This window comes from Streptomyces sp. NPDC087901, from assembly GCF_044742205.1.
Lineage (GTDB): Bacteria > Actinomycetota > Actinomycetes > Streptomycetales > Streptomycetaceae > Streptomyces.
Window position 1 is genome coordinate 422,929 of record NZ_JBIUUC010000003.1, and the last position, 13,625, is coordinate 436,553.

11 protein-coding genes are annotated in these 13,625 nt (G+C 71.1%); 4 read left to right on the plus strand and 7 right to left on the minus strand.

The features are described 5' to 3' along the window. Positions 1-70 precede the first annotated feature (70 nt). Complete coding sequence (locus ACIOEW_RS11435; protein WP_401963391.1) at positions 71-2,026, minus strand: protein kinase; 1,956 nt, start codon at positions 2,024-2,026, stop codon at positions 71-73. Between the two features lie 514 nt (positions 2,027-2,540). Next, entirely contained in the window at positions 2,541-4,247 is a 1,707-nt protein-coding gene (locus tag ACIOEW_RS11440; RefSeq protein ID WP_401963393.1) for a glycerol-3-phosphate dehydrogenase/oxidase, read from the minus strand. A gap of 409 nt (positions 4,248-4,656) precedes the next feature. Between ACIOEW_RS11440 and ACIOEW_RS11445 the strand changes: the two genes are divergently transcribed. Together ACIOEW_RS11445 and ACIOEW_RS11450 are read left to right on the plus strand one after the other, a co-directional pair. Further along, positions 4,657-5,919 (plus strand): nucleotide sugar dehydrogenase, encoded by a 1,263-nt coding sequence (locus ACIOEW_RS11445; RefSeq protein WP_362555320.1) that lies wholly within the window; start codon positions 4,657-4,659, stop codon positions 5,917-5,919. 117 nt (positions 5,920-6,036) lie between these two features. After that, positions 6,037-6,621: a hypothetical protein gene (locus tag ACIOEW_RS11450; protein ID WP_362555318.1), complete on the plus strand. Its 585-nt coding sequence runs from the start codon at positions 6,037-6,039 to the stop codon at positions 6,619-6,621. 77 nt (positions 6,622-6,698) lie between these two features. Here ACIOEW_RS11450 and ACIOEW_RS11455 read toward each other — a convergent pair whose 3' ends face one another. From ACIOEW_RS11455 to ACIOEW_RS11470, 4 genes are all read right to left on the minus strand, one after another. Then, positions 6,699-7,823: a GuaB3 family IMP dehydrogenase-related protein gene (locus tag ACIOEW_RS11455; protein ID WP_015610798.1), complete on the minus strand. Its 1,125-nt coding sequence runs from the start codon at positions 7,821-7,823 to the stop codon at positions 6,699-6,701. A gap of 104 nt (positions 7,824-7,927) precedes the next feature. Continuing rightward, positions 7,928-9,430: an IMP dehydrogenase gene (gene guaB, locus ACIOEW_RS11460; RefSeq protein ID WP_362555315.1), complete on the minus strand. Its 1,503-nt coding sequence runs from the start codon at positions 9,428-9,430 to the stop codon at positions 7,928-7,930. A 137-nt stretch (positions 9,431-9,567) separates the two neighbouring features. Further along, positions 9,568-10,143 (minus strand): sigma-70 family RNA polymerase sigma factor, encoded by a 576-nt coding sequence (locus tag ACIOEW_RS11465; RefSeq protein ID WP_148020273.1) that lies wholly within the window; start codon positions 10,141-10,143, stop codon positions 9,568-9,570. A 321-nt stretch (positions 10,144-10,464) separates the two neighbouring features. Next, a complete protein-coding gene (locus ACIOEW_RS11470; RefSeq protein WP_003948568.1) occupies positions 10,465-11,076 on the minus strand; it encodes a response regulator transcription factor in 612 nt (203 codons plus the stop codon). A 412-nt stretch (positions 11,077-11,488) separates the two neighbouring features. Here ACIOEW_RS11470 and ACIOEW_RS11475 point away from each other — a divergent pair, with 412 nt between their 5' ends. Continuing rightward, the gene (locus ACIOEW_RS11475) at positions 11,489-11,815 is read left to right on the plus strand and encodes a WhiB family transcriptional regulator (protein ID WP_362555313.1); all 327 of its coding nucleotides are present in this window, start codon (positions 11,489-11,491) and stop codon (positions 11,813-11,815) included. 127 nt (positions 11,816-11,942) lie between these two features. Here ACIOEW_RS11475 and ACIOEW_RS11480 read toward each other — a convergent pair whose 3' ends face one another. Further along, positions 11,943-12,833, minus strand: a complete 891-nt coding sequence (locus tag ACIOEW_RS11480) for a LysR family transcriptional regulator (RefSeq protein ID WP_362555311.1) — start codon at positions 12,831-12,833, stop codon at positions 11,943-11,945. A 90-nt stretch (positions 12,834-12,923) separates the two neighbouring features. On the opposite strand from ACIOEW_RS11480, the gene ACIOEW_RS11485 reads away from it, so the two are divergent. Further along, complete coding sequence (locus tag ACIOEW_RS11485) at positions 12,924-13,589, plus strand: MOSC domain-containing protein (RefSeq protein WP_401963856.1); 666 nt, start codon at positions 12,924-12,926, stop codon at positions 13,587-13,589. Positions 13,590-13,625: the final 36 nt, after the last annotated feature.

Genomic DNA, 13,625 nt, shown 5'->3' on the forward strand with positions numbered 1-13,625 from the left:
CGGGTTCTCACAATACGTGGCATGAGGCGGCCGCGCGGCGGGTCGGCGCAACCCGGCCGGGCGGCTTGTCTCAGTCGAGCGGCTTGAAGGTGTCGAACGCCGTCCTGCGCAGCGTCCGGCACTCCGCGCCGTCCCACTCGTCGGACTTGCAGCTGATCATGATCGAGTAGCCGCGCTTGGCATCGACCTTGAATCCGCGGTTCAGGATCCGGCTTCGCTGGCCGTTCTCGTTCCGTTCGAACTGCCAGTCGGCGACGGTCGGGTAGCCGTTGTACTCGACCGGCTTTATCCCCAGGTGGCGGTAGCCGTTGCTGGAGGCGGCGACCGCGCTCTTCAGCGCCTTCCAGGCGCCGGCCGCGTCCTGGCCGGGCGAGCTGTTGTAGTCGACCTGGACGCGCGGGTATCCCTTGTCGATGTTGTAGATCCCGCCGGAGTTGATGCCCGCTATCGAGTTGCGCCGGAAGCCCTCGGGCATGGCCATGGTGAAGTGGAACCGCTTGTCGGTGACCCGCTTGTACCCGGCGGGCAGTGCGTCGGCGCCGTCCGAGCCGTCGCCGGAACCGTCCGGCCCCGTGCTCGCGTCGTCGTCCGCGCCCTGGCTGCCGCTGCCCTTCGCGTCCTCGTCCTTGCCCTGCTCCTTGCCGCTGCCCTGTTCCGTGTCGCCGGAGCCGCCGGAGCCGCTGCCGGCGGAGGATCCGGCCGAGGCGGACGTGCCGTCCTTGGACTTGCCGGCGTCGTCGGAGCCCTTGTCGTCCCCGCCGAGCGTGAGCGCGAGGACCGTGCCGAGCACGGCGAGCACGATGACGGCCGCGATGATCGCCAGCGTGCGGCGCGGCACCACGTCCGTGAGCGAAGCGCGGGGCGGAGTGACCGGCGAGGTGGCCGGACGCGGCGGCGGCACGGCGCCCGAAGGGGAGGCCGTGACCGTCGCGGGAGCCGTGGTGGGCCGGGCCGGGGTGGAGGCGACCGCGCCGGCGCCGGCACCGGCGGCCGCGGCGGGTGCAGCCTTCGCGTTCCGCACGGAGCGCAGCGCCCCGCGCAGCCGGTCGCGTGTCCCCTCGCCCGTATCGGCGGACTTCTTCGCCGCCTTGGGCGGGGCGTCGGCCACGTTCTTGGGGAGGGCCATCACCTGGGTGGCATCGGCCGGCGGCGGCACCGGAAGCTCCGGCTGCTCCGGGGCGTCGATGACGGCGTTGAGCAGGGCGCGCGCGCCCGCGTCGTCGAGCCGCTGCTCGGGGTCCCGGGCGAGCAGCCCGTAGATGACCTCCTCCAGCGGGCCCGCGTTCTTCGGCGGGTCCAGCGGTTCGGTCATCACGGCGGTCAGGGTCGCGATCGCGGACCCCTTGTCGTACGGCGGGCAGCCTTCCACGCTCGCGTACAGCAGTCCGCCGAGCGACCACAGGTCGGCCGGCGGCCCGGGCTTGTGCCCGCGGGCCCGTTCCGGCGAGATGTACGAGGGGGCGCCGACGAGCATGCCGGTGGAGGTGACCGACGGGTCGCCCTCGACCTGGGCGATCCCGAAGTCGGTCAGCACGACCCGGCCGTCCTCGGAGATCAGCACGTTGGACGGCTTCACGTCGCGGTGCAGGATGCCCTCGCGGTGCGCCGAACGCAGCACGTCGAGGATGGCCAGGCCGACCTCGGCCGCCCGTCGCGGCGTCAGGACGCCGTCCTCGCGCACCGCCTCGGCCAGCGACTTGCCCTCGATGAGTTCCATGACGATCCACGGCCGGTCGTCCTCGTCGACCACGTCGTAGACCGTGACCGCGCCGTTGTTCCGGATCCGGGCGATCGCCTTGGCCTCGCGCAGCGTACGCGTGATGAGCCGGCGCTTCTCGTCGTCGTCGATGGCCGTGGGGAACCGCAGTTCCTTGACCGCGACCGTGCGGCCCAGCGTCTCGTCGACGGCGCGGTGGACCGTGCCCATTCCGCCCCGGCCGAGCACCTCCCCGAGCCGGTACCGCCCCGCGAGAAGACGTCCGTCCTTGTCCCGTTGGGGCCCCCGTGCCTGCTCCGCCTCCGACATGCGTCCCCTCTGCGATCAACCCGCCCTGGCAGAGCGTTCATTGTCCCTCACCCCTGGACCGGTCCTGGTGCCGGGTCCGGGGACCGTCATGTTGTGGCCGGAGGAAGGGATTTCCTGCCGGGCACGTACGGCGCGGCGCTGCCGTGCCATGGCCGCGCGCCCCCACTGGTTCCCTGCCCAGGGAACCACATTCCACCCGGGCACCCTCCTGCCTACCACGGCCCGGTCGTCCGGAGCGACGGTCAGGACCGCCGCGTTCCCGGCCCGTCCTTGCGTACCGCCCCGAAGGCCTGTCCCAGAACGTCACCGCCACCTTCGAACCCACGCCGTGAGCACCGGAGTTCCAGCACCCACGCCCAGATCCCGCCCGGCGGAGGCGACCGGCGGGCGGGACGGCAGGGCGGCCGCCTCCGCGGGGCGACAGGTGAGCGGGGCGGCGGGGCGGACGGACAGAGGGCGGCGGGCGACGAGGTGGCGTTGACCCGCGAGACCGGCACGATCCGAACGAAAGGCCCTAGATGGGCACGATGTCCGGTGCTCCCAGCCGCGCCGCGTCCGCGGTCAGGTCGTCGGGCTGGCGCTGCGACTCCCGTTCCGCCTCCACCCGCTTCTCGTAGTGCGCGACCTCACGGTCGATCCGGCCCTCGTCCCAGCCGAGCACCCGCGCCATCAGCTCCGCGCACAGCCGTGCGGAGCGCGTGCCCCGGTCGAAGGTCTCGATGGAGATCCTGGTGCGACGGGTCAGTACGTCGTCGAGGTGGCGGGCCCCCTCGTGCGAGGCCGCGTACACGATCTCGGCCTTCAGGTAGTCGTCGGCGGACGGCAGCGGTTCACCCATCACCGGGTCGGCGACGATCAGCTCCAGGATCTCCTCGGTCATGGAGCCGTACCGGTTCAGCAGGTGCTCCACCCGGGCGACGTGGAGGCCGGTCCTGGCGGCGATCCTGGCCCGTGCGTTCCACAGGGCGCGGTAGCCCTCGGCCCCCAGCAGCGGGATGTCCTCCGTGACGCACTCCGCGACCCGCTGGTCGAGGCCGTGCACCGCCTCGTCGACGGCGTCCTTGGCCATCACCCGGTACGTGGTGTACTTCCCGCCCGCGACGACGACGAGGCCGGGCAGCGGGTGTGCCACCGTGTGCTCGCGCGACAGCTTGCTGGTCGCGTCCGACTCGCCGGCCAGCAGCGGCCGCAGCCCTGCGTAGACGCCCTGGACGTCGTCCCTGGTCAGCGGGGTGGCCAGGACCGAGTTGACGTGTTCGAGCAGATAGTCGATGTCCGCGCTGGACGCCGCCGGATGCGCCTTGTCCAGGTCCCAGTCGGTGTCCGTCGTCCCGACGATCCAGTGCCGTCCCCACGGGATGACGAAGAGGACCGACTTCTCGGTGCGCAGGATCAGGCCCGTGGAGGAGTGGATGCGGTCCTTCGGAACGACCAGATGGATGCCCTTGGAGGCCCGTACGTGGAACTGGCCGCGCTCGCCGATCAGCGCCTGGGTGTCATCCGTCCAGACGCCGGTGGCGTTGACCACCTGTTTGGCCCTGACCTCGTACTCACCGCCCGCCTCGACGTCCTCCACCCGGGCGCCGACGACGCGCTCGCCCTCCCGGAGGAAGCCGATCACCCGCGCGTGGTTCGCCACCTGCGCGCCGTACCCGGCGGCGGTGCGCACCAGCGTCGCCACATAGCGGGCATCGTCCATCTGGGCGTCGTAGTACTGCAGGGCCCCCACGAGGGCGTCCCGCTTCAGCGCCGGCGCGACCCGCAGGGCCTGGCGGCGGGAGAGGTGCCGGTGCACGGGCAGTCCGCGGCCGTGCCCGGACGACACCGACATCGCGTCGTACAGCGCGACGCCCGAACCGGCGTACAGCCGCTCCCAGCCCTTGTGCTGCAACGGGTAGAGGAACGGCACCGGCTTCACCAGGTGCGGGGCGAGGCGCTCCAGCAGCAGCCCGCGCTCCTTCAGCGCCTCGCGGACGAGCGCGAAGTCGAGCATCTCCAGATAGCGCAGCCCGCCGTGAATCAGCTTGCTCGACCTGCTCGACGTGCCGGACGCCCAGTCGCGCGCCTCGACCAGTCCGGTCGAGAGCCCTCTTGTCACCGCGTCCAGTGCCGTCCCGGCGCCGACCACGCCCGCCCCCACGACCAGCACGTCCAGTTCGCGCTCGGCCATCGCGGCGAGCGCCTGGGCGCGCTCCGCGGGTCCCAGTGTCGCTGTCCTCACTGCTGCCTCCCGGTAGATCGGGGTGGTCCGGCACGGGGATGCGGTCCGACCGCGGGGTCGGGTGCCCGTGCCCACCTCTCGATTCTGTCCGCGCTCCGCGACTTCAGCCACCGCCTGTGGACAACACCCGGACGACTGGGGCCACACAATGCGGCATATAGGTCATATTTACGCCTAGTCTGACATTGCGCTGTCCCCAGCAGTTGCGCTTTCTCTCCTCATGGTCTTAGACCGACCGGCACATGAGGGGTGGAAGAAGGAGCGGGGCGGGGTGCGTGCAGCTGCAAGGCGGAGGATTGAGGCATGGCGGAGCCATGGTGATTGACGACAACGCCGCAGCTGCACGCACCCCGCCCCGCGACGCCACCCCTCATGTGCCGGTCGGTCTTAGGGAAGGACGGCCACCCACGTGCCTGCAGACCTCGCCGTCATCGGACTCGGTCACCTCGGCCTGCCCCTCGCCCAAGCCGCCGTCGCCGCCGGTATCCAGACCATCGGCTACGACACCGACCCCCGGGCCTTCGCGGAGCTCTCCGCAGGCCGCACCCCCGTCGAGGGATCGCTCACCGCGTCGGACATCCGCCGGATGCTCTCCGGCGGATTCCGCCCCACCACCAACCAGGCCGAGCTTGGCCGGGTCCGTACCGCCGTGATCTGCGCACCCACGCCCCTCGGCCCCGACCGCACCCTCGACCTCACCGGCGTGGGCGCCGCCGCCCGCGCCCTGGCCGCCCGGCTGCGCCCGCACACCACAGTGCTGCTGGAGTCGGCCGTCCCGCCCGGCACCACCGAGAGCTTTCTGCTCCCCCTCCTCGAAGAGGGCTCGGGGCTGCGCGGCGGACGCGACTTCCACCTGGCCCACTCCCCCACCCGGCTCGACCCCGGCAACCGCACCCACGTCTACGCCAACACCCCCAAGGTCATCGGCGGCCTCACCCCCGCCTGCACCGAGTCGGCCGCGGCCTTCTACAGCCGGCTCACCGACAAGGTCGTCCGCGCCCGGGGCCCGCGCGAGGCCGAGATGACGAAGGTCCTGGAGACCAACTTCCGGCACGTCAACATCGCCCTGGTCAACGAGATGGCCGTGCTCTGCCACGACCTCGGCGTCGACCTGTGGGACGTCATCCGGTGCGCCGAGACCAAACCCTTCGGCTTCCAGCCCTTCCGCCCGGGCCCCGGCGTCGGCGGCCACGGCGTCCCGGTCGACCCGGGCTACCTCCCGTACAACAGCCGCACCCCCGGGCACCCCCTGCGGATGGTCTCGCTCGCCCAGGAGATCAACGACCGGATGCCGCAGTACGTGATCCAGCGCTGCGCCACCCTCCTCAACGAGCACGGGAAGTCCGTCCGCGGCGCCCGGGTCCTCCTCCTCGGCGTCACCTACAAGCCGGACCTCGCCGACCAGGAGGCCTCCCCCGCCCGCGGGATCGCCACCCGGCTGATGGACATGGGGGCCCAGATCGGCTACCACGATCCGCACGTCCTGGACTGGCGCGTACGCGAACTCCCGGTCCCCCGTGCCGATTCGCTGTACGAGGCGGCCTCCAGCGCCGATCTGACGGTGCTGCTCCAGCACCACCGCACGTACGACCTCCAGGGCCTCGCGGTGAAGGCGCAGCTCCTTCTCGACACCCGCGGCGCGACCCCGGCAGGAGCCGCGCACCGGCTCTGAAACCGCTCCCCGCTCAGTCCCCCCAAGGATTCCGGTGGGCCGATGTCGGAACCGGCTGCTAGCCTGCGGCGTCACTCATCGCACACCCGTGCGCAGACGTCCCAGGGGGAACCCAACATGAGCACGCCCGTACCACCGCCGAACCAGCCGCACGACGCCCAGCCCCAGCCCGGCAACCCGTACGCGGCCCAGCCCGGCCAGCCCCAGCCCGGCGCCCCGACCGGCAACCCGTTCGCGGGTCAGCAGCCCGTCGGCGCCCCGTACGGCGGCGGCGCCCCGTTCGCACCGGTGGCACCCGCGCGTAACAACGTGGGCCTCGGCATCCTCGTGGCGTTCGTCGCCGCCCTCGTCGCGGCCGGGATCTACGGCGCGATCATCGGCGCCACGGAGCACGAGATCGGCTACGCGGCCGTGGGTGTCGGCGCCCTCGTCGGCCTCGCCGCCGGCAAGCTCGGCGGACGCAACCCCGCCCTGCCGGTCGTCAGCGCTGTCTTCGCGCTGCTCGGCGTGTACCTCGGCCAGCTGCTCGGTGCGGCGATCCTCCTCAGCGACATCATCCCGCTCTCGGTCTCCGAGATCTTCTTCGATCACTTCGGCGACCTGAGCAAGGCGTGGAAGGAAGAGATCGACTTCATGGGCGTCGTCTTCTTCGTGGTCGCCGGCGTCGTGGCGTTCTCCACGGCCCGCAAGACGTCCGACTAGTCGGACCGCGGGCACGACACACGCAGGAGGGCCCGGACCGCGATCGCGGTCCGGGCCCTCCTGCGTGTGCGAAGAAGTCAGCGGCGGTGCTGCGAGTCCGCCACCGTCACCTCGACGCGCTGGAACTCCTTGAGGTCGCTGTACCCAGTCGTCGCCATCGCCCGGCGCAGCGCGCCGAAGATGTTCATCGAGCCGTCGGGGGTGTGCGAAGGACCGGTGAGGACCTCCTCCGTCGTCCCGACGGAGCCGAGGTCGACCAGCTTGCCGCGCGGCACGTCCTCGTGGACGGCCTCCATGCCCCAGTGGCGGCCGCGGCCCGGCGCGTCCGTCGCGCGGGCGAGCGGGGAGCCCATCATCACGGCGTCCGCACCGCAGGCGATGGCCTTCGGCAGGTCGCCGGACCAGCCGACGCCGCCGTCCGCGATCACGTGCACGTACCGGCCGCCGGACTCGTCCATGTAGTCACGGCGGGCACCGGCCACATCGGCGACCGCGGTCGCCATCGGGACCTGGATGCCGAAGACGTTGCGCGTGGTGTGCGCGGCGCCGCCGCCGAAGCCGACGAGGACACCGGCCGCGCCCGTACGCATCAGGTGCAGGGCCGCGGTGTACGTGGCACAGCCGCCGACGATCACCGGGACGTCCAGCTCGTAGATGAACTGCTTCAGGTTGAGCGGCTCGGCCGCACCCGAGACGTGCTCGGCGGAGACCGTCGTACCGCGGATGACGAAGATGTCCACGCCCGCGTCGACGACGGCCTTGGAGAACTGGGCGGTGCGCTGCGGGGAGAGCGCGGCGGCGGTGACGACACCCGAGTCGCGCACCTCCTTGATGCGCTGCCCGATCAGCTCCTCCTGGATGGGGGCGGAGTAGATCTCCTGGAGTCGGCGGGTCGCGGCCTCGACCGGCATCTCGGCGATCTCGTCGAGGAGCGGCTGCGGGTCGGCGTGCCGGGTCCACAGGCCTTCCAGGTTGAGCACGCCGAGGCCGCCGAGCTCGCCGATGCGGATGGCGTGCTGCGGGGAGACGACGGAGTCCATGGGAGCGGCCAGGAACGGCAGCTCGAAGCGGTAGGCGTCGATCTGCCAGGCGATCGAGACCTCCTTCGGGTCGCGGGTCCGGCGGCTCGGGACGACGGCGATGTCGTCGAATGCGTATGCCCGGCGGCCGCGCTTGCCGCGCCCGATCTCGATCTCAGTCACGATGTGTGGCCTTTCCCTCTACGTCTGCGCTGTCCAGTATCCCCGACGCACGCGTGAGGGGCGGTCCCGGGAACCCGGGTCCGCCCCTCACCTGCGCTGTCGCGTTACTTCCTGCTGTAGTTCGGTGCTTCGACCGTCATCTGGATGTCGTGCGGGTGGCTCTCCTTGAGACCCGCCGAGGTGATCCGCACGAAGCGGCCCTTGCTCTCCATCTCGTCGACCGACGCGGCGCCCACGTACCCCATCGTCTGGCGGAGGCCGCCGACGAGCTGGTGCAGCACGTTGGCCAGCGGGCCGCGATAGGGCACCTGGCCTTCGATGCCCTCGGGGACGAGCTTGTCGTCGGAGGACACCTCGGCCTGGAAGTAGCGGTCCTTCGAGTACGAGCGGCCCTGCCCACGGGACTGCATCGCGCCCAGCGAACCCATGCCGCGGTACGACTTGAACTGCTTGCCGTTGATGAAGAGGAGCTCGCCCGGCGACTCCTCGCAACCCGCGAGGAGGGAGCCCAGCATCACGCTGTCGGCACCGGCGGCGAGCGCCTTGCCGATGTCGCCGGAGTACTGGAGGCCGCCGTCGCCGATGACCGGGACGCCCGCCGCACGGGCGGCCAGCGCGGCCTCGTAGATCGCGGTGACCTGCGGGACGCCGATGCCGGCGACCACACGGGTGGTACAGATCGAACCGGGTCCGACGCCCACCTTCACGCCGTCCACGCCGGCGTCGACCAGGGCCTGGGCGCCGTCGCGCGTCGCGACGTTGCCGCCGATGACGTCCACGTTCACGGCCGACTTGATCTTCGCCATCCAGTTGAGGGCGTTGCTGTTGTGGCCGTGCGAGGTGTCGACGATCAGGAAGTCCACCCCGGCCCCGGCCAGCGCCTGGGCGCGGTCCAGCGCCTCCGGGCTGGCACCGACGGCCGCGCCGACGAGCAGGCGGCCCTCGCCGTCCTTGGCCGCGTTCGGGTACTGCTCGGCCTTCTTGAAGTCCTTGACCGTGATGAGGCCCTTGAGGATGCCCGCCTCGTCGACCAGCGGAAGCTTCTCGATCTTGTGGCGGCGCAGCAGCTCCATGGCGTCCACGCCGGAGATGCCGACCCGGCCGGTGACCAGCGGCATCGGCGTCATGACCTCACGCACCTGACGCGAGCGGTCCGACTCGAACGCCATGTCGCGGTTGGTGACGATGCCGAGCAGCTTGCCCGCCGGGTCGGTGACCGGGACGCCGCTGATGCGGAACTTGGCACAGAGCGCGTCGGCCTCGCCGAGCGTGGCGTCCGGGCTGACCGTGATCGGGTCGGTGACCATGCCGGACTCGGACCGCTTCACCAGGTCGACCTGGTTGACCTGGTCCTCGACCGAGAGATTGCGGTGCAGTACGCCGACGCCGCCCTGACGGGCCATGGCGATGGCCATACGGGCCTCGGTCACCTTGTCCATCGCGGCGGAGAGCAGCGGGATGTTCACCCGTACGTTCCGCGAGATGAGCGTCGAGGTGTCGACCGCGTTGGGCAGCACTTCAGATGCGCCCGGCAGCAGCAGCACGTCGTCGTATGTCAGCCCGAGCGTCGCGAATTTCTCGGGCACTCCGTCGACGTTTGCAGTCATGACACCTTCCCCAAATGGCCTTGATCGGTGCGGATGTCCATGCTAACGGCCTCCGGGGGTGTCTCATTCCATGAACAAGATCACCAGGAGGTTCTGTAGCTTCCTACGGCCTCGTTCCGCGGCGCCACAGGCCCGGCTCACTGCTCCGCGAGGGCCCTCAGCCGGCTGAGCGCACGGTGCTGGGCGACCCGGACCGCACCCGGCGACATGCCGAGCATCTGGCCGGTCTCCTCGGCGGTGAGCCCGACGGCGACCCGCAGGACCAGCAGTTCGCGCTGGTTCTCCGGAAGGTTGGCGAGGAGCTTCTTGGCCCAGGCCGCATCGCTGCTGAGGAGCGCCCGCTCCTCGGGGCCGAGCGAGTCGTCCGGCCGCTCCGGCATCTCGTCGGAGGGCACCGCGGTCGATCCCGGGTGCCGCATCGCGGCACGCTGGAGATCGGCCACCTTGTGGCCGGCGATGGCGAAGACGAAGGCTTCGAAGGGCCTGCCGGTGTCCTTGTACCGCGGCAGCGCCATGAGCACCGCGACACAGACCTCCTGCGCCAGGTCCTCCACGAAGTGACGGGCATCACCGGGCAGCCGGTTCAGCCGGGACCTGCAGTAGCGCAGCGCGAGGGGGTGGACATGGGCCAGCAGATCATGGGTGGCCTGCGCGTCGCCCTCGACGGCGCGATGCACCAGGGCACCGATCACCGTCGTTCCGTCCTCGCGCATCGAACCATGGTGCCCCGGCGCCGCGTCATCCGCGGCACCGCGTCCGTAGTTGTGCACTGAAGCGTTATGAGCGGGTGCGCCGGAAGTCATGTCCTGCGCCCTCCCCTTCCGCTCGACCGAATCGTTCCCGAGGAACTCCACGTCTCAAGGATGCGTCATCGGCCGGGAAGCGTCACATGCCGCCGGTGCGGCGGGCTGCACGGGTGGGGTACGAGCAGGTCGCGTCCGGGGACACGACCCGGCCCGCACCCCTCTCCCGAGGGTCCCCCGTCCGCCCGCGAGCGGACGGGGGATGGATCGGCGGCCGGTCACGGCCCGCCCTCAGCGGACCAGGCCCCAGCGGAAACCGAGCGCCACCGCGTGCGCACGGTCCGAGGCGCCGAGCTTCTTGAACAGGCGCCTCGCGTGCGTCTTCACCGTGTCCTCCGAGAGGAACAGCTCACGGCCGATCTCCGCGTTGGAGCGGCCGTGGCTCATCCCTTCGAGCACCTGGATCTCACGCGCTGTGAGCGTGGGCGCCGCACCCATCTCGGCCGAGCGCAGCCGGCGCGGGGCGAGCCGCCACGTCGGATCGGCCAGGGCCTGGGTGACGGTCGCCCGGAGCTCCGCCCGGGAGGCGTCCTTGTGCAGATATCCGCGGGCCCCGGCGGCGACCGCCAGCGCGACACCGTCCAGGTCCTCGGCGACGGTCAGCATGATGATCCGCGCCCCGGGGTCGGCGGAGAGCAGCCGCCGGACCGTCTCCACACCCCCCAGACCGGGCATGCGTACGTCCATCAGAATCAGATCCGAACGGTCGGCACCCCAGCGGCGGAGTACTTCCTCGCCGTTCGCGGCCGTCGTCACACGCTCGACGCCGGGCACGGTCGCGACCGCGCGACGGAGCGCTTCTCGGGCAAGCGGGGAATCGTCGCAGACGAGGACGGATGTCATGACCGCCCTCCGCAGCTGATGCGCGTCACCTTGAGCCTCCAGGCTGTTACAAGTCGTCACCTGTGCGGTTGACGCTCTCGGACATTTGCCCGATCGCCTTCTCTGCCAACCGCCTCCGCACTCTCAACGATGGTCACTCGAAAGAGTTACGGGTCGGACGACCGAGTTCGGCACTCTACGTGAGGGGCCGGACACGGAGGAGAGCGCCACGAGGTCGTCCAGCCGTCAACCGAATCTCCACAGGAACTTATGCACCATTTAGCCGATTTTCTTCCCTTTTGCTGGTGTCTGTGGCTAGATTCGCAATCAGTCATATTTACATCTACTAACACCGTAGATGTACGGTCATGGGCAACAGCACGACGGACGACCACGACGTTTCCGACTCAGCATGGTTTCGAGGGGACAAGCAATGGCAGATTTTTCCCGCCTTCCCGGACCCAACGCCGATCTGTGGGACTGGCAGCTGCTGGCGGCCTGCCGAGGGGTCGACAGTTCACTGTTCTTCCACCCCGAGGGGGAACGCGGAGCCGCCAGGAGCGCCCGCGAGACCTCCGCGAAAGAGGTCTGCATGCGATGCCCGGTACGCGCCGAGTGCGCAGCCCACGCACTGGCGGTACGCGAGCCCTACGGAGTGTGGGGCGGACTGACGGAGGACGAGCGCGAAGAGCTCATGGGACGGGCCCGCAACCGGCTGATCGCCGCGGCGGCACCCTCGTTCCCGCCCGGGCACGGCTGAGCCCCACTACGCTCCACCAGGGAAGAAACGTTTCTCCACCCGGGCCGTGGGCGCATGCCCTCTTCGCTCGGGTGCCCGCGGGCGCGCACCCTTGCCCGCTCGGGCCCGAGGGCCCGAGGCGGACCGCTCAGCGGGCCGCCGCATGCGAGAGCTGGTCCAGGGTGGCCGCCACGGCCGGGACCTGCGCCAGGTCGGGCAGGGTCAGCGCGACGATCTCGCGCTCGATGGCCGGCTCCACCGTGACGGTCCGGGCGCCCCTGGGGCGTACCGACTCGATCGCCAGCGCCGGCAGGACGGCCACCCCGAGACCCGCGCCGACCAGTCCGATCACGGCCGGGTAGTCATCGGTCGCGAAGTCGATCCGCGGGGTGAAGCCGGACGCTTCGCAGACCTCCACCAGCTGACGGCGGCAGCGCGGGCAGCCGGCGATCCACGACTCTCCCGCGAGTTCGCCGATGCCCACCTCGGCCCGGTCGGCGAGCTCGTGACCTTCGGGGAGCAGTCCGATCAGCCGGTCGGTGAGCAGGGGGCGCACCACCAGGTCGTCCCACTCCGCGCCCGGCGTGCCGTAGCGGAAGGCCAGCGCGATGTCGCAGTCACCGTCGCGCAGCATCTCCACCGAGCGGGGCGGCTCGGCCTCGACCAGGGAGACCCGAGTGCCGGGATGGGCGGCCCGGAGCGCGGCGAGGGCGCCCGGGACCAGGGTGGAGCTGCCGCTGGGGAACGAGACGAGCCGGACCCGGCCGGCCCGCAGCCCGGCGATCGCGGCGACCTCCTCCTCGGCGGCGGTGAGCCCGGCGAGGATGCCCGAGGCGTGGCGTACGAGCGCCTCACCGGCCTGCGTCAGCCGCATCTCGCGTCCGGTGCGGATCAGCAGCGTGGTGCCCGCCGAGGACTCCAGCGCCTTCATCTGCTGGCTCACGGCGGGCTGGGTGCAGCCGAGCTCGCGGGCGGCGGCGGAGAAGGAGCCGGTACCGGCCACGGCGCGCAGGACTCGGAGATGACGGGCTTCGATCACCCTTAAAATATAAGGGATTCTTGGGTCAGAGGCGAGTTAATGGCGTGCGCCTTTGAGCCGGGAGTCGTTAGACGTTCGGGCATGACTGCGATGACTGTGCTGACCGTGAACGCGGGCCGCCCCGTGGCTGCGTCCTACACCAACGCCCCGGGCGGCATGACCGGGATCGACAAGCGCCCCGTCGAGGGGCTCGTACGGGTCTGCGACCCGGGTCCCGAGGGTGAGGGCGGCAGCGGCCTGGCCGGGGACACGGTCTGCGACCTGCGCTATCACGGCGGCTCGCACCAGGCCGTGTACGCCTTCGCCCGCGAGGAGCTCGACACGTGGGAGCGGGAGCTGGGGCGCCCGCTGCCCAACGGCTCCTTCGGCGAGAACCTGACCACGGACGGTGTGACGGTCAGCGGCGCGCTGATAGGCGAGCGCTGGCGGATCGGTGCCGAGCTGGTCCTCGAGGTCACCTCCGGCCGGATTCCGTGCCGTACGTTCGCGGGCCACGTCGACGAGGAGCACTGGGTCAAGCGGTTCACGCAGGCCGCCGTGCCCGGCGCTTACCTCCGCGTGATCACGCCGGGCAGCATCCGGGCCGGCGACCCGGTCGAGATCGTGCACCGGCCCGGCCACGAGGTGACGGTCGAGCTGCAGTTCCGGGCCGTCACGACCCGGAGCGAGCTGCTGCCGCTGCTGCTTCCGGCAGGCGAGGCCCTGCACCCCCGGGCGCTGCGGAAGGCGCGCGCGTACGCGGCCCGTCAGGGCTGAGCGGGGAGCGGCGGGCGGGTCGTCCGGTGGTGTGCG

Bases quoted from the DNA above. Each gene is read 5' to 3' on its own strand.
- ACIOEW_RS11465 (WP_148020273.1), bottom strand. From the start codon at position 10,143: ATGCGCGAGGACGGAACGACGGTGATCGGTGCCCTGGTGCATCGCGCC.
- ACIOEW_RS11475 (WP_362555313.1), top strand. From the start codon at position 11,489: ATGGCAGATTTTTCCCGCCTTCCCGGACCCAACGCCGATCTGTGGGAC.
- ACIOEW_RS11485 (WP_401963856.1), top strand. From the start codon at position 12,924: ATGACTGTGCTGACCGTGAACGCGGGCCGCCCCGTGGCTGCGTCCTAC.
- ACIOEW_RS11450 (WP_362555318.1), top strand. From the start codon at position 6,037: ATGAGCACGCCCGTACCACCGCCGAACCAGCCGCACGACGCCCAGCCC.
- guaB (WP_362555315.1), bottom strand. From the start codon at position 9,430: ATGACTGCAAACGTCGACGGAGTGCCCGAGAAATTCGCGACGCTCGGG.
- ACIOEW_RS11470 (WP_003948568.1), bottom strand. From the start codon at position 11,076: ATGACATCCGTCCTCGTCTGCGACGATTCCCCGCTTGCCCGAGAAGCG.
- ACIOEW_RS11435 (WP_401963391.1), bottom strand. From the start codon at position 2,026: ATGTCGGAGGCGGAGCAGGCACGGGGGCCCCAACGGGACAAGGACGGA.